At 61.5% G+C, this 14,672-nt stretch carries 12 protein-coding genes and 1 pseudogene; 5 read left to right on the top strand and 8 right to left on the bottom strand.

The annotated features are described in order from the left end of the window. Window positions 1–64 precede the first annotated feature (64 nt). From IVB46_RS05715 to IVB46_RS05695, 5 genes and pseudogenes are all read right to left on the bottom strand, one after another. A pseudogene (locus IVB46_RS05715) lies at window positions 65–1,580 on the bottom strand (ABC-F family ATP-binding cassette domain-containing protein). Between the two features lie 355 nt (window positions 1,581–1,935). Next, the gene (locus IVB46_RS05710) at window positions 1,936–2,973 is read right to left on the bottom strand and encodes a substrate-binding domain-containing protein (protein ID WP_247303000.1); all 1,038 of its coding nucleotides are present in this window, start codon (window positions 2,971–2,973) and stop codon (window positions 1,936–1,938) included. A 29-nt stretch (window positions 2,974–3,002) separates the two neighbouring features. Continuing rightward, window positions 3,003–4,037, bottom strand: coding sequence for a substrate-binding domain-containing protein (locus IVB46_RS05705; RefSeq protein WP_247302998.1), 1,035 nt, complete (start codon window positions 4,035–4,037; stop codon window positions 3,003–3,005). Window positions 4,038–4,072: 35 nt separating this feature from the next. Continuing rightward, complete coding sequence (locus IVB46_RS05700; RefSeq protein ID WP_247302996.1) at window positions 4,073–5,104, bottom strand: ABC transporter permease; 1,032 nt, start codon at window positions 5,102–5,104, stop codon at window positions 4,073–4,075. 3 nt (window positions 5,105–5,107) lie between these two features. Continuing rightward, entirely contained in the window at window positions 5,108–6,550 is a 1,443-nt protein-coding gene (locus tag IVB46_RS05695) for a sugar ABC transporter ATP-binding protein (RefSeq protein WP_346016116.1), read from the bottom strand. A gap of 425 nt (window positions 6,551–6,975) precedes the next feature. Between IVB46_RS05695 and IVB46_RS05690 the strand changes: the two genes are divergently transcribed. Next, complete coding sequence (locus IVB46_RS05690) at window positions 6,976–8,154, top strand: fatty acid desaturase (RefSeq protein ID WP_247302992.1); 1,179 nt, start codon at window positions 6,976–6,978, stop codon at window positions 8,152–8,154. Between the two features lie 9 nt (window positions 8,155–8,163). Next, window positions 8,164–8,985, top strand: coding sequence for a PhnD/SsuA/transferrin family substrate-binding protein (locus IVB46_RS05685; RefSeq protein ID WP_247302990.1), 822 nt, complete (start codon window positions 8,164–8,166; stop codon window positions 8,983–8,985). 91 nt (window positions 8,986–9,076) lie between these two features. Here the strand turns inward: IVB46_RS05685 and IVB46_RS05680 are convergent, their stop codons facing one another. Beyond that, complete coding sequence (locus IVB46_RS05680; RefSeq protein ID WP_247302988.1) at window positions 9,077–9,961, bottom strand: aliphatic sulfonate ABC transporter substrate-binding protein; 885 nt, start codon at window positions 9,959–9,961, stop codon at window positions 9,077–9,079. A gap of 41 nt (window positions 9,962–10,002) precedes the next feature. Between IVB46_RS05680 and IVB46_RS05675 the strand changes: the two genes are divergently transcribed. Together IVB46_RS05675 and IVB46_RS05670 are read left to right on the top strand one after the other, a co-directional pair. Next, window positions 10,003–11,148: an ABC transporter substrate-binding protein gene (locus IVB46_RS05675; protein WP_247342261.1), complete on the top strand. Its 1,146-nt coding sequence runs from the start codon at window positions 10,003–10,005 to the stop codon at window positions 11,146–11,148. Between the two features lie 178 nt (window positions 11,149–11,326). Further along, window positions 11,327–11,800, top strand: a complete 474-nt coding sequence (locus IVB46_RS05670) for a hypothetical protein (RefSeq protein WP_247342259.1) — start codon at window positions 11,327–11,329, stop codon at window positions 11,798–11,800. A gap of 37 nt (window positions 11,801–11,837) precedes the next feature. Here the strand turns inward: IVB46_RS05670 and IVB46_RS05665 are convergent, their stop codons facing one another. After that, window positions 11,838–12,881 carry a helix-turn-helix domain-containing protein gene (locus IVB46_RS05665; RefSeq protein WP_247302980.1) on the bottom strand — a complete coding sequence of 348 codons (1,044 nt, stop codon included), beginning with the start codon at window positions 12,879–12,881 and terminating at the stop codon, window positions 11,838–11,840. Between the two features lie 200 nt (window positions 12,882–13,081). Between IVB46_RS05665 and IVB46_RS05660 the strand changes: the two genes are divergently transcribed. Beyond that, a complete protein-coding gene (locus tag IVB46_RS05660; RefSeq protein ID WP_247302978.1) occupies window positions 13,082–14,059 on the top strand; it encodes an alpha/beta hydrolase in 978 nt (325 codons plus the stop codon). Window positions 14,060–14,162: 103 nt separating this feature from the next. Here IVB46_RS05660 and IVB46_RS05655 read toward each other — a convergent pair whose 3' ends face one another. After that, window positions 14,163–14,636: a GNAT family N-acetyltransferase gene (locus tag IVB46_RS05655; RefSeq protein WP_247342256.1), complete on the bottom strand. Its 474-nt coding sequence runs from the start codon at window positions 14,634–14,636 to the stop codon at window positions 14,163–14,165. Between the last annotated feature and the right edge of the window lie 36 nt (window positions 14,637–14,672).

Here is a 14,672-nt window from a genome sequence, read left to right as displayed (position 1 = left end):
TGCGGTGAGTGGTCAGCTTAGCCACCAGGGCCGGAAAAAAAACTTGCAGGCCCGGATGACGTTTTCAATCGGACATCAGCCTATCGAAGATCGGGTCCGGGTCATCAACCTCAACAAGTAGCTTGCCCGTGATCACCCAAATCCGCGTCGCCACCGCCCGGATGAAGGCACGGTCATGACTGACCAGAAGGCAGGCCGCGCCATGCTCGATCAATTCGCTTTCCAACATGTCCTGTCCCTGGATGTCGAGATGATTGGTCGGCTCGTCCAGCAGATAGAAGTTTGGTTGTGCCAACCGCAGGATCAGCATCGCAAGCCGCGCTCGCTGCCCTCCCGAAAGGCGGGCGATGGGCGCGGCTTGGGCATCAATGGTGATTCCCGCCCCTGCGATCCGGGCTCGCGCCTGATGATCGGGCAGATTGCTCGAGCGCTTAACCGCTTCCCAAGGCGTTGCAAACGCATCGAGTTGGGACAGCGCTTGATCGGAATGGCCAAGCTTGAGGCTGGTCGCCCCCCTTATATCCGGATCCGACCCGGCAAAGGCCGCCCGCAGCCGTTCGACGAACCGTGTCTTGCCCGTGCCGTTGGCGCCAAGCAGGGCCACCCGATCCCCGTTCTCGATCCAGCACCGCCCGGTACGAAACAACAGCCGTCCGTCCGGACTTGTGACCACCGTATCCTTGATGGTTACCAGCGCTTTGGCGTGGGTGCCGCTGTTGGTCAGGCGGATCGTCCCCGCCGATCGCTCCCGATGTCCGGGCCGTGCCTGCTCCTCAAGCTTGTCCGCACGCTCGGACAGTTGCTTGGTCTTCACCACCAGCAGGTCGGACCCGGAATTGATGCCGATGTTTTTGAGCTTCGCGGCCTGCTGCCGCAGCGCTCTGACCTTACGCATGTCGTTCTCGAACTGCCTGTCTCGCGCCGCGTCGCGTTCTTCCAACGCCTGTAGGGCGCGGGAATAGGGCAAGGAGAAATCCGCACTTTCCTTCGGGCGCAGGAACAGGGTGCGGTTGGTCACGTCACCGAGAAAGGCGCGATCGTGGCTTGCAACGACTACGGCGCGGTCGCGGGGGATGGCACTCAGAAACCTTTCCAGCACGCCGATCCGACCGATATCGAGATGATTGGTCGGCTCATCGAGCAGCAGCAGATCGGGTTCGACCACCGTAGCCCTCGCGAGAAGCATTGTCCGCTGCCAGCCGCCGGACAAGCTATGAACGGCACGATCCCGTATCGCCTCGTCCACTGCGAGGTCATCAAGCAAGATGTCGACTCGCCAGCTCTCGGTTTCGGCGACCTCGGGAGTGAGAGCGTCGCGCACGGCATCATGGAAGCCTCAAGGAGAGGAGCCGTTCGGGCGGGTCCTGCGGGGCGGTCGCGACGATCAGTCCTCGCGCCCGGATCACACTTCCCGTCGTAGCATCTTCCTCATTTGCGATGATGCGCAGGAGGGAAGACTTGCCGCGTCCATTGGCGGCGACAAGGCCAAGGCGATCTCCCTTGGCGATTGAGAAACTGAGTCCCGTGAAAAGCGACTCGCTACGGGTCAGCGAAAGGTCCCGGATGGCGATAACGGACATTGCAGTCTCATTGTGTCAGAAGGGCGCAACTAGGCGCGCCAGAAAAGGCTGACAACGAGACTGCGATGCGGTCCCGTCAGCCCCGCGGAATAAAGCGCGGGGCGGACACAGGTCCACGGGTTCGATCCTGGAAGCTATGGTGGAGCACCAGCTTCGCTCTCTCTTTCAACTTATGGACAAGGAATCTTATCAACTCCATCTCGCGCAAGCAAGACTATGGGCTAAGCGCTTGTGGCGGAAGCGAACACATGCGCTCGGAAGACGTAGGAGCGGTTGCTGCGGGCAGTCGGTGGCGCTCGGTTCGTGCCGATGCTTGTGATGACGCGGACGCTCAGTCGCCCGCGTCATTTTCCGATTATTTGACGGCTGGAATCCACGGCGCCGTCGCTGCCTCGCTCGCCCGGAAAGCCGGAATCTTGTCTGCCAGCTCTTCGATGGTCTTGACGTCCTTCTCGACGAGGTCGGCGCGGGTCACGAGTTGCGGCTTGACCAGCACGGAGTGCCCGGGATCCTGACCGGCGATCAGCAGCGCGACCGCACGCACCGAGACTTCGCCGACCACGGCGGCGTTGGTCGCCGCCGTCGCCACCCACGGGCTTTTCGGTTCGATGATCGCCTGGATATCCGAGGTCGAGATATCGACGCCGTAGACTTTCACCTTCTCGGCGACGCCTAACTCGTCAATCGCGAGCTTGACGCCGCGTGCGAACTCGTCCCAAGGCGTGAAGATGGCGGTGATCTCCGGATGCGCACGCAACACCGCCTTGGTCTGGTCGGCGACGGAGGCTGGCACGGAGTCGTTGACGACGCCCCATACGGCACGTTCCTCGAGGCCGTGTGTCTTGCCGAAGTCTTTCCAAACCGCGTAGCGACGATCGAGCGGCGCGAAGCCGGCGACATAGACGACACCACCCTTGATTCCGTGACCTTGTTCCTTGACCGCCTGATCGAGGACAAGACGCGCCATTTCGGCATCGCTCTGCTCCACCTGCGGAATCTTCGGATTGTCGAGGTTCACGTCATAGGCGACGACCTTGATGCCGGCATCGATCGCCTTCTGCGCCACGTCCTTCAGAGCCTCGGGCTTGCCATTGTTGATGATGATGCCGTCGACCTTCCGATTGATCGCATCTTCGATCAGCCGCCGTTGGGCATCAGGATCCTGGCGCGCTTCCGAGATGCGCAGATCGACCTTGAGCGCATCGGCCTGCCGCTTGGTTCCGGCCTCGAATGCCTGAAGCCAGTCGCCGCCGCCGATGAAGTTGACAACGGCGATCTTCACGTCGCCCTTGTCGAAGGGAGCAGGTGCCCCCGACAATCCGGCGGCATGGGCGGCCGTCGCCAAGCCCAGCACTGTGGCTCCGGTGATAGCAATGGATTTTAGTCGGCTCATGGTTTGCATCCTTCAAGAGACTGCGGGAGTTATTGGGAGATCCAGGCGGCGATAGCGGCCTCTGAGGAGCCGAAAGCCGGGATCTTGGCGGAGAGCTCCTCGACGGTTTTCACGCCGCTCTCGGCGAGCGCCTTTTGGGTCAGCAGGACGGGCGACACCGTGATCGCATGTCCGGGATCCGCGCCGGCGACTGCCAGGGCCGCCGCGCGAATGGACACCGCGCCGACCACCGCCGGGTTGGTCGCCACCGTTGCCACCCAGGGGCTGTTCGGCTCGATGATCTCGCGGATGTCGGCGGTCGAGACGTCGGCGGAATAGATCTTCACCTTGCCCTGAAGCCCCAACTCGTTGACAGCCAGCTTCACGCCGCGCGCGAATTCATCGTAGGGCGCAAACACGACCGAGATTTCCGGATGGGCACGCAGCACGGCCTTGGCTTGATCGGCGACACCTGCCGCCGTCGTGGCATTGACGATGCCGAAGCGGGCCGCTTCCTTGATGCCCGGATACTTTTTCTTGAACTCCTCCCAGACCTCGTGGCGGCGGTCGAGCGGCGCGAAACCGGCGACGTAGACATAGCCGGCATTGAAGCTTTCACCGTTCTCCTTCAGTGCTTGTTCGAGGGCCAGGCGCGCGAGCTGATGGTCGCTCTGCTCGACCTGCGGAATCCTGGCATTATCAAGATTCACGTCGAAGGCGACGACCTTGATCCCCGCGTCGACCGCCTTCTGTGCGACATCCTTCAGCGATTCCGGCAGACCGTGGTCGATCACGATCGCCTTGACGCCCAGATTGATCGCCTGCTCGACCTGGGAGCGCTGCTCCGCGGCGTCCTGCTTGCCGGGGAATACGCGCAGATCGATGCCGATTTTCTTGGCCTGCGCCTGCGCTCCCGATTGATAGGCTTCGAAGAAATCGCCGCTGGAGATGTAGCTGACGAGCGCGACCTTCACGCCGCCTTTGTCGAAGGGAGCGGGCGCTCCGGTGATGCCCGCCGCGATTGCGGGAGCGATCGCGAGGCTTGCCGCCAGTACAAGAGCGGATCGAAACTTGCGTGTGGTCATCGTGGTTGTCCCCGGTCTGGTTTGGAGTTGAAGAGTCAGTGTCCGCGTCGAGCGGAGCCATAGGTGAGCGCAAGCGCGCCGACTAGCACGACGCCCTTGACGAAATCCTGCGTGTAATAGGGTACGTTCAGCATGGTGAGGCCGTTCAGCAGGATGCCGACGAAGATCGCACCAACGATCGTGCCGAGCACGTTGGGGCGCCGGGCGTTGAGCACGGCATAGCCGATCAGAGAGGCTGCGACGGCATCGAGCAGCAGCGATGCGCCCGAGGACACGTCGCCGCGGCCGACGCGCGCTGCGACGATGACGCCACCGAGCGCGGCGAGGCTTGCCGACAGGCCATAGGCCAGCACTTTCAACCGTCCGGTCCGTGCGCCAGCAAGGCGCGCTGCTATCTCGTTGCCGCCTACCGCAAAGATCAACCGGCCAAATCTCGTTCGTTCAGTGAAGATGCCGGCGGCCACGGCCACCATCAGCATGATGAGAACCGGCAAGGGGACAATATCGAACAGCCGCGTGCGCCCGAGGCCCAAGAACGCGGGATCGAACACGCCGTTGGCCGATGTGCCATCGGGCAGGATGAGGCCGGTGGCGATGGAGCGACCCGCGGTGGGGATCAGTTGCAGCCCGGTCAGGAGAAAATTGACGGCAAGCGTCGCAAGCAGGTCGGGAACGTTGAAGCGGACGATCAGGGTCGCGTTGACGAGCCCGACAGCCAGGCCGAGCGCCAGCACGAGAAGAACCGTTTCCGCTACGTTGAAGTGCCAGACGACCATGGCGTAACTCGCCGCCATGACGCTCGAGGCCGCTATCGCACCGACGGACAGATCGAAACCGCCCACAGCGATCGAGATCGTTACGCCGACGCCAATGATCGCGACCACCGACACGGCCTGGAGAACGCTCATGACGTTGGGGAGCGTGAGAAAGGCAGGTTCTTGAGCCGAAAAGACGACGATCAGACCAAGGAGAAGGGCGAAGACGGCCCAGCGGCGAATGAGCTGTGACAAGGGCTGTATGGTCCGACGACCAGGCACTGCGGGGAGCCGTTCTGTTGCGATGGTCATGGATCAGGGTCCTGTGGACGGCGCAGTGGTGTCGCCGGTGGCATGAAGGCCGGTCTTGTCGAGGACGAGCACGCGGTCGGCGACTTCGAAAGCCTCCTCGGCATCGGAGGTCGCGATCAGCGTGGCCACGCGATCCTGGGCGCGGATTGCTGTGATGATGTCGGCGCGCGCCCCGACGTCGACACCCTGAAACGGCTCGTCGAGCAGCAGCAGTCGCGCCGGCTCGGCCTGCCAGCGCGCCAGAACAACCTTCTGCTGATTGCCGCCGGAAAGCGTGTCGAGCCGGGCAAAGGCGCCAGAGGCGCGAATACCCAAGCTTGAAATCCCATGCTCGGCCGCCTGGCGCTCCTTTCGGCCGACGAGGAAGCCGATGGGAAACCAGCGGCGGAGATGCGGTTGCGCAATGGCGGCCGCGACGGTGCCTCCCGGCCAATCGGCAGGCACGAACGATGATCGCTTGCGGTCTTCGCCTGCGAGGAAGACGCCGCCGGTTATCGCATCGCGGGGCTGGCGCGGATGGAAGGGGGCGCCGTCCAGCACGACTTCACCGGAATGAGCCGTCTCGGCGCCGAACAGGATGTTTAGAAGCCGGCTCTTGCCCGAGCCGAGCGGGCCGATGAGCGCGACGACCTCACCCTCGCGTATGTCCAGATCGATCGGGCGACTGTCGGGGAAGAAGCGTAGCTTTTGGATCAGGAGCCGGACCGCGCCGCCGTTCCTCGCGGGAGGCCGAACGCTCGCCACGGGACGGCCGATCATCGCTTCGATGGCGACGGAAAAGTCGACCGGGCGCGACTGGGTCGCAACCACGCGGCCACCACGCAGCACGATCACGCGGGCGGCCAGGCGCTCCAGATCGGCCGTGCGATGCGAGATGTAGATGATGGCAAGGCCGCCCGCAGCCAGATCCTCGAGGATTGTGAAGAGGCGCTCAGCTTCTGTCGCGGACAGACTTGCCGTCGGTTCATCCAAAATCAGCAGCTTCGGCTTGGCCGACAGTGCGCGGGCAATCGCGACCAGTTGCCGCTCGGCCGTGCCGATGTCGGCAAAGTCCTCATCGAGCGGCAGATCGAAGCCGGCCCTGCGGGCGATGGTTTCGGCCTCCGCCCGAATCGAGCGCGGGGAGATGAAAACGCCGGCGCGGCCATCGGCAAAGCGGTCGAGCAGCAGCGCATCCGCGACCGTGAGCCCCGGCACGCCGGCGCGGTCTGTGGCCTGATGGATAGCGACCACGCCTCCTTCGATCGCGGCCCTCGGCGTCGCCGGTTCAAATGGATTTCCGTCGAGCCGGATATCGCCCGCGTCCGCGTGAAGTACACCGGCAAGGATATTCACGAGGGTCGATTTGCCGGCGCCGTTGGCGCCCATCAGTCCGACGATCTCGCCAGGTGCGACGGTGAGATCAACATTGTCCAGAGCAACGGTGGGACCGAATTGCTTCGACACGGCGCGGACATCGAGTCCCTTGCCAGACAAGGTTCGTGCTGGCGCTTCCGCCGTTCGCAATTGCACTTGATGATGTTCTCTTAAGGACAGACACCGCCGATGATATCCACAAATCTGCTGGATTGCGTGGTTTGGCGTTTCAAAGTGAGGCTGCCGCGCAGAACACCTGCGTTGAATTGAGGATCACTTTCGCAAAAGTGGTTTCTCGACATGGCCGGTCGATATCGGAGCTTGCGGTTCGACGAATGGAATCAGAAAGGGCTCGACGGTGCGTGTACGGAACTTTGTTGACCTGACGAGAAACCTATTTTCCGGTTAAGCGGTCTGGCGACCGATATATTTCTACGTGCGAATGAAAGACTAGGAACCACTATTCGCATGAAGCGAATTTCTCCTTCGTTTCCTGCATTCAAAAATTCATTCCGTTGACCTCGTTGAATCCGGGCTTCAAGGTCGCGGCTGTCTCCCATGCCTATTCGAGGCATGCGACACGGAATTCAGTTGGTGAAGACAGCGAGGTGAGGGCAGCGCAGTTCGCGCACGATCCGTCGCGCCCTGACGGAGAACAGATGTCGTCGAGCGATTCAGCCGTAATTGCGGACAATTTCGACGGCAACAATGCCGGATCCGGCGGATCCGACCGCATGACAAGGCGCCTGATGCTTGCCGCTATTGGCAGCCCGGCTTCTGAATCGTGGTTCGAGCGACACGACGGACCAACGCTTCTCGTCGCGGCAGTGATCTACGCCGGTTGGTTGTCTTTGCTTGCTTTGCATCGCCATATCCCTTGGTGGATCACGGCGCCGCTCGCGGGCTATGTTGTGCAGTGGCATTTCTCACTGCAACATGAGGCAATTCACAGCCTGCGGGGAATACCGGGCTGGTTGCGTCGTGCGCTCGTCTGGCCTCCGATCGGCATCTGGTTCCCTTTTGAGCTGTATAGCCGATCGCACTCAAGGCACCATCGCAACCACCATCTCACCTATCCGGGGGAAGACACGGAATCGTATTATCATGAGGAGGAGGATTGGGAGGACTATCGCAATCTGTCGCGATGGCTGCTCGTCGTGAACCAGACCTTTCTGGGGCGCCTGTTCGTCGGACCGTTCCTGCGCACACCGCACTTCGTCATCAAGGAAGTCGGCAAGATCGTCGCAGGCGACCTTGCAGATCTCGGGATTTGGGTTCGCCACCTCGTCGGAGTGACCATGGTCCTGTTGCTCGTGGCGGAGGTGTTTGAGATGTCCCCGTTGCAGTACCTTGCCGAGTTCGTATACCCTGGTCTCGTCCTGGGAATGATGCGCAGCTTTACCGAGCATCGCTGGGGTACGCGGCCAAGCGAGCGCACCGCGGTGGTCGAATCCAACTGGGTCTTCGGTCTGCTGTTTCTCTGGAATAACCTTCACGTCGTTCATCATGTTTTTCCGACGCTTCCCTGGTGGAAAGTCCCTCGGGTGTGGCGACAACATCGTGAGCGCATCCAGGCATATAACGGCGGATTCGTCTTTCGAGGCTATGGCGAGATCGCGCGACGATGGCTCGTGACGCCGAACTTCATCCCGGTTCATCCGCCCAGCTTCGCCAGCAGGAATTCGGTATCCTGACGGGACCATATGTCAACCTCATCGGCCACCATGCTTGATCAGTCGAAATCGGGTGCCAATAGCGAAACGGCACGGCCGGCAACCCTGCCGATGTACTGTCTTCCCGAGATGGAAGTCGCGAATTCCGCCTTCTTGACTGCCTTGCAGCGGCGGCTTCGTGCCAGGGGTATCGATGCGGACGGGCCCGGAATTCTCTTTACCCAGATTTGCGGTTATCCGCTATTCAAGCACTATCGCGACCAGTACCGCATGCTGGCCACACCGCATTATGCGGTGCCTGGATGCGTGGGATCCAGCCATCGGGCTTTCTTCATGGTCCGCGCTGACGACCCGGCGAAGCGCCTGGAAGACCTGCGCGGGCGGATATTCGGTTGCAACAGCCTGTTGTCAAATTCTGGCATGAACCTGCCACGATTGTCACTGGCCAGCATTGCCGGCGGCGAGCCGTTCTTCTCCTCCGTCGTCATGACAGGCGCGCACGTCACGAGTCTCGAACGCCTTGATGAGGGGGCTATCGATGTCTGCTCGATCGACAACGTGACGTGGGGGTTCTTCAAGAAGTTCCGTTCCATCGCCGCTGAGCGTTACCGGATACTCACCGAAACCGTACCGAGTCCGTCGCTGCCTTTCGTAACGTCGGTGGACACGACGGAATCCGACGCGCTCGCGATCGCCGAGGCGCTGTACGAGATCGTGAAAGATCCGCAGGCCGCTGACATACGTGATGTGTTGGAACTCAATGCGCTGTCCGTACCAGACGTGACCGCCTACGAACGTCTGGCCGAATATGAGCGCGAAGCCGCCGAGCTTGGCTATCCCCAGATACAATAAGCCAAAGTCGCTCCGAGCCGGTCTTCCGACCGACCCTTATCGCTTATTGCTGCTATCTGGCGGCAGGACTTCCGCGGTCGTGAGGCGCCGCTTAAGCCGCATGGCCGATGGTCAACCTCTGCGCCAGCACGGCGTCGCGAACATTGATCGCCCAGGGCAGGAGGCCGAAACGGACGAACAGATCGGCGGCACGCTGCTGGTCGGCGATGAAGGCGTCGTCAATGATCTTCAAGCCCCATGGGCGTTTTGCGATATGGTTCCGCCACTCCGAGACGCTGAGCGGGCCCTTGGCCGCAGCGGCAAGATGCTGAGCAGCATCGTCCGGATTGGCGGCGATCCAGCCATCGACGTCGTGCAGCGCGCCTGCGACAGCACTCACCACATCGGGGCGCGCTGCGGCCAGATCGCGACGTGCAAAGAAGACTGACGGATTGGTGACGAGGTCGCTGGTGTTGGCAAGCAGACGGAATTGAGCACCACCATCGAATAGCCCGCCTCCTGATGCCCAAGCATCGATATCTCCGGCCAGAAGTGCCGCGCGCGCTTCGGTTTCCGTGAGGTCGAGCGGAACGATATCACGCCAAGTCAGGCCGGTCCGGTCGAGCGCGGTGGCGAGCAGGGTCTGATGCCATGAACCGAGACCGAGCGCGACGCTGCGTCCTTTCAGGTCGGCGAGTGCGCGGATCGCGCCGTCGGTGCGGACATAGATGCCGCCGACCGGACGTGCCGCCGAGCTCGCGAGATAGACCAGCGGAACGCCCTTCGCCTGTGCCGTGATCGGCGGTGTCGAACCAGTGCCGCCGATCTGAATGATGTTGGCGCCGAGCAGGTCGACGGTGCGAGCGCCGGCCGCGATGTGATGCCATTCCACGGCGAGGCCAAACGGTGAAACGTTCTTCTCCACGTGGCCGGTGCGGCTCGCGACCAGCAGTGTCGGGTTGTTGGCGTGCACGCCGATACGAAGCGTTTTGGACATTGATTGCTCTCCAGCATCGTTGACGATCATCGCGAGCATGCGTGCTCACCAATCTCCAACTTCAAACGAACACGATTTCTGCAAACGCATATTGTCTACTGTATCGATGTATCTTCGAGGAGCATCGTCGTATGAGCGTTGTTGCAGTGTCCGCTATCGAAGACGTTGAAAGAAACTTCCCGATTGATGCGCTTTGGTACACGCGTTGTCCTGTGCCGACCGCATCAGGCATTGCACTTGATCTCGGGTGGCTCGCAGAGGAGTTTGACCATTCGGGAATCGGCTTGAATTCCATTCGCGATTCCGAGGATCCTAGAGTCCAGATTTCGCATTTCAGCCACACGCTGCCGGGCCTGTTCCGCGAGGGCGGCAACATCCCGGCCATCTGGGCGCGATCGACGGGGCGCGACACTGTGGTCGTTGCGCTGACATGGGTCGACGAATTTCAGGCGATCTTGGTGCGCAAGGACTCGCCGATCGAGCAGCTTTCCGATTTGGCCGGCCGCATCATCGGTGTTCCGCGTCAAACGGGTGAGCGCGTCGACTTTGCGCGTGCGATGTCGCTGCGGGGCATCGTCACGGCGCTCGAACTCGCCGGGCTTTCGACAGATGATGTGGCCTTGCGCGACATTGAAAGCGTGCAGCCGGCGTTCGCGGGTGCAAGCGTCGGCAACGGCCGTTTCCACGAGCTCGAGGCCAGGGCGCTGGAAGATGGCGTAGTTGACGCGATCTATGCCAAGGGCGCGCCGGGTCTTGGCTCTGCCCGTCAGCACGGCTTTCGCGTGCTGACGGACATCGGTAGCAATCCTGATCCGACGCGCCGGATCAACAACGGCAATCCGCGACCCGTCACGGTTGATCGTCGGACGGCCGAGCTGCGTCCCGACATCGTCGCGCGCTATCTCACTGTGTTGATCCGTGCGGCGGAGTGGGCGAAGGACAATCCCGATGCAGTCTTCGACATCATAGGCCAGGAGGTCGGTCGGACGGCTGACGAGGCGCGCGGGGCCTATGGCACGCGTGCGCACTTCAATTTCGGTCTCGATCTCTCGCCGCTTCGCCGTCGTAGCCTCGCCGCGCAAAAGGACTTCCTGCTGCGCCACGGTTTTATCCCGGCGGACTTCGACGTTGAAAGCTGGATCGATCCGCGGCCGCTGGCGCTTGCGACCGGACGACGCGAGGCCTGAGCAGGAGACGCATCATGGAAATTTACTGGTATCTGATCCCGCAGGACGGCCCCTATCCCTGGCACCCGAAGGGCCGCCGCACGATCGACTACAGCTATCTGGCGCAGATCGCACGCGCGGTCGATCATCTCGGCTATACCGGTGCGCTGTTGGCGACCGGCGGCGGTGAGCACGATGCGTGGGTGCTTGGATCATCGTTGATTCCGATCACACAGCGGATGAAGTTCATCATCGCGGTGCATCCCGGTATCGTCGCGCCATTATCTACTACACCATCGCGTTGGCCGAGCAGGATGCGCGTCTGCTCATCACGGCAAAGGATCTCGATTCGCAGAATGCCGTGGTCTATGCGGTGCGTACTCAGTTCGCCAAGGACCATCCTGAGGTGTTGCGTGAGCTTTTGACCGAGCTTCAGGCCTCGGCTCGCTGGGCGCGCGATCATCGCGAAGAGGCCGCCAAACTGTGGGTGCAGGAGCTCAAGCTCAGTCCGGCCGTGGCCGATCAGATTTCCCGTTACGAGATCAGCGAACCGGTGACGGTAGGGGAGAAAGAGCTCGTAGCGCTCGAAAGCCTGAACGATTGGCTGCTATCGCAGAACCTGATTCCGCGGCGCGCCGCCATTCGCGATCACATCGTGACGATCGCGCCCTAAGACGCTCGCTCAAGGTAAGCTCGATCCGGCTCGGCGCTCAGGCCTGGGCCATCGCCGCGCCGATTGCCTGCAAGCGCAAGCGCACCTCACTGTCGTCGGGTTGCGGAGAAGAGCCTGCAATACGTAACTGCTGCGGCGTTGCGCCCGTTGTCGCTTTCAGAAAACGACGCAAGCTTCGGGCGTCGGAATAACCAAGCTCCGCGGCGATCGATTCCACACTGTCGTCGCTGCTTTGGAGCCGGTCGATGGCAGCTGTCACGAGCTTGCGCCCGCGCGCTTGACGAAATCCACCATCGCTAGACAATCGACGCCGCATCGTCGAAGTACTGACGCCAAAACGCTCGGCCACGTCTTTCATGCGCAGCCGTCCGGCATCGGGCAGGTTTTCGGGCCCGGTCCGCGAGCCACCTCCTTGCTCGATGAAATCCAGCCACAAGCGAAAGCATTCCCAATGCGGATTGGCGCCGGCTCGGTTGAGGCCTCGGCGTCCCAGCAATGAGCGAGAGAACTGCATCCCCGTGACCGCGCCGTAGTGCACGGGAGCATCAATGGCAAAATGTCTGCGGCCCAGATTGAAGTGGAGGGGATCGCGCGTCGATACCGCGATGACCGGCATCGCCACACCAAGAAAGTACATGCAATGCATGAAGATCCAGCTGAGATAGATGTCCTCGAGCAGGACTGCGTCGGTCTCTTGAGCGGACGAGGCGCGGACGTTCACGACTGCGACATCGTGCGTCGTCTTGAGCTCGATGTGAACCGCCCGGGACGTGGTGCGATAGAGCTGTGCGACTGCGAGGATCGCATCCTCCAGAGTGGTGCAGCCAAGCGCGACGCGCAGTCCGAGCGCGGTATAGGCCGGATCGATGCGGAAGCGCGCCAGCCCATGAGCTGCATCAGCGATACCCAGTGCTGTATTCATGCATAACAGCAGATATTGGGCGGGGCCGACGAGGTCGCGATTGTCGCCGTGACGCAGCCCAATCAGGGATGCCGCCATGATCTGTTCGAAAGGCAAGCCTTGGCGGACCACGCCGTCGACGTGCCGGGTAATCCAGTCAAGCGGCATCCAGTTACGCATGAAACCTCGCAACGATCGAGCTGCGAAGCCGATCTTAGTGGCAATCGCCGTCGCTCGCAATTTGGCGATGGGGGCACAAGGCTTGGTCCAACCGGTCAAATTGACCGATTTGGTCCCCCTCATCTGCATCTTTCGGTCAGTGTCCGGAGCCGTGCGGTGGACTAGGCTGACGTGCTTCCGCGAGAACCATGGGTGCTCTAATGGACGAGATTGCTGCAACGCGCGTGCGCCGGATCGAACTCGACCGCGCTTTTTCGCATCTCGCTGGACTGGCTGCTTCGGCAGACTTGAGCGGTGTGTCCGACCCGCTCCAGCAGTTCGTGGCGGTCATCCGCGCCTTGATGCCGCGCTACGGCGATGTAGGTCAAGCCCCGAGCCTCGATGGCGTCACCGTCGCACCGGTCAACGCGGGGGGCGTAGCTGCGGAGTGGGTGATCGCGAGAAATGTCGATCCCGCGCATCGGATCGTCTACACGCATGGAGGCGGCTGGGTTGGCGGCTCTCCACGTGATTACCGGGCCGTGACCGCGACTCTTGCCCGTCTTAGCGGTGCCGCGGTTCTGGTCGTCGACTATCGATTGGCGCCCGAACACCGGTTTCCTGCCGCGCTCGAAGATTGTGTCAGTGCCGTTCGTTGGGCTGCGTTGAACGGCCCGGATCGCGAGTGGGATAAAGGTAACTCGGGCACGCCGACGCATCTGAGCCTGGTCGGCGATTCCGCGGGCGCAAACCTGGCCGCGGCGACCTGTCTGGAACTTGCGGCCAAGGGCGAGCGGCTCCCCGATCGCCTCGTTCTGATCGCGGGCACGCTGGATAATTTGTCCCCGGCGGAACGTGTTGGAATTGATGACCAGATTGCGACCGCGGAATCCTTGGCCGCCGCAACGGCCACCTATCTCCGTCCGAACGACAATCCCGCTGACTATCGTATTTCGCCGGTCAACGCGCCACGCGAACTCCTGGCGAAGCTGCCGCCGACATTGTTACAGGCGAGTGCGATTGAAGCGCTCGCTTACGACAGCAGGAAATTCGCGGTCCGTCTCGATGAAGCCGGTGTGAGGACCAATCTAAGCATCTGGCCGGAGCTGCCGCACGTCTGGCACGCTTTTCTGGGGTTGTTTCCAGAGGCGACGGAGGCGCTCCAGGAGATTGCCGATTTCGTCTCGATGCCTGGGTAGACCATCGGCGTCGGACTTTTTGGTCGCGATTGCGACACGGAAGTGATGGATCTGCCCGACCTTTGGGACGGATAGAGAATTTGCGAGGGGGTAGCGATGCGATCTACGGCTTGGGCCTTCGCATGAAGATATGAGGTATGCGGACGTCTCGCTTTACATCATATCCTTCACGCTCGACCTTGAAACCGAACCGGCTATAGAAATCGACTGCACCCAGGGTCGCCTTGACATGAGATAGTTCCGCCTGCTCGTCGCATGCCTCGAAGAGCTTGGTTCCAATTCTGGCTTTTTGGAAATCTGGCCGGACAAAGAGCGACATCAATTCGTCGTCCGTCCAGTTCGCGTAACCTACTATCGTATTGTTGATCGTCGCCACCAAGTAAGGTGAGCCCGCCTGTTGACTGCGCCAGTAGCCCTGCGGTGTGCGCCCTGTGAGCCACGCCTGTAGCTGCTGTCGAGTATAGTGATTTGCAAGCGATGTTTGCAGGCAATTCGTATGGATATTGTGAACGTCAGAGACATCCGCCTCCGCCATGGACCTGATGACAACGTGATGTGATGAATTCTCGTGGCTCATGGTGCTTGTCCTTTCAATTGTCAGAAAGGATGCCAG

The organism is Bradyrhizobium sp. 61 (genome assembly GCF_023073075.1).
Taxonomy (GTDB): Bacteria; Pseudomonadota; Alphaproteobacteria; order Rhizobiales; family Xanthobacteraceae; genus Bradyrhizobium; species Bradyrhizobium barranii.
This window is presented reverse-complemented; position numbering and strand designations above follow the sequence as displayed.

Bases quoted from the DNA above. Each gene is read 5' to 3' on its own strand.
- IVB46_RS05710 (WP_247303000.1), bottom strand. From the start codon at position 2,973: ATGAGCCGACTAAAATCCATTGCTATCACCGGAGCCACAGTGCTGGGC.
- IVB46_RS05705 (WP_247302998.1), bottom strand. From the start codon at position 4,037: ATGACCACACGCAAGTTTCGATCCGCTCTTGTACTGGCGGCAAGCCTC.
- IVB46_RS05700 (WP_247302996.1), bottom strand. From the start codon at position 5,104: ATGACCATCGCAACAGAACGGCTCCCCGCAGTGCCTGGTCGTCGGACC.
- IVB46_RS05685 (WP_247302990.1), top strand. From the start codon at position 8,164: ATGTCAACCTCATCGGCCACCATGCTTGATCAGTCGAAATCGGGTGCC.
- IVB46_RS05680 (WP_247302988.1), bottom strand. From the start codon at position 9,961: ATGTCCAAAACGCTTCGTATCGGCGTGCACGCCAACAACCCGACACTG.
- IVB46_RS05665 (WP_247302980.1), bottom strand. From the start codon at position 12,881: ATGCGTAACTGGATGCCGCTTGACTGGATTACCCGGCACGTCGACGGC.
- IVB46_RS05660 (WP_247302978.1), top strand. From the start codon at position 13,082: ATGGACGAGATTGCTGCAACGCGCGTGCGCCGGATCGAACTCGACCGC.
- IVB46_RS05655 (WP_247342256.1), bottom strand. From the start codon at position 14,636: ATGAGCCACGAGAATTCATCACATCACGTTGTCATCAGGTCCATGGCG.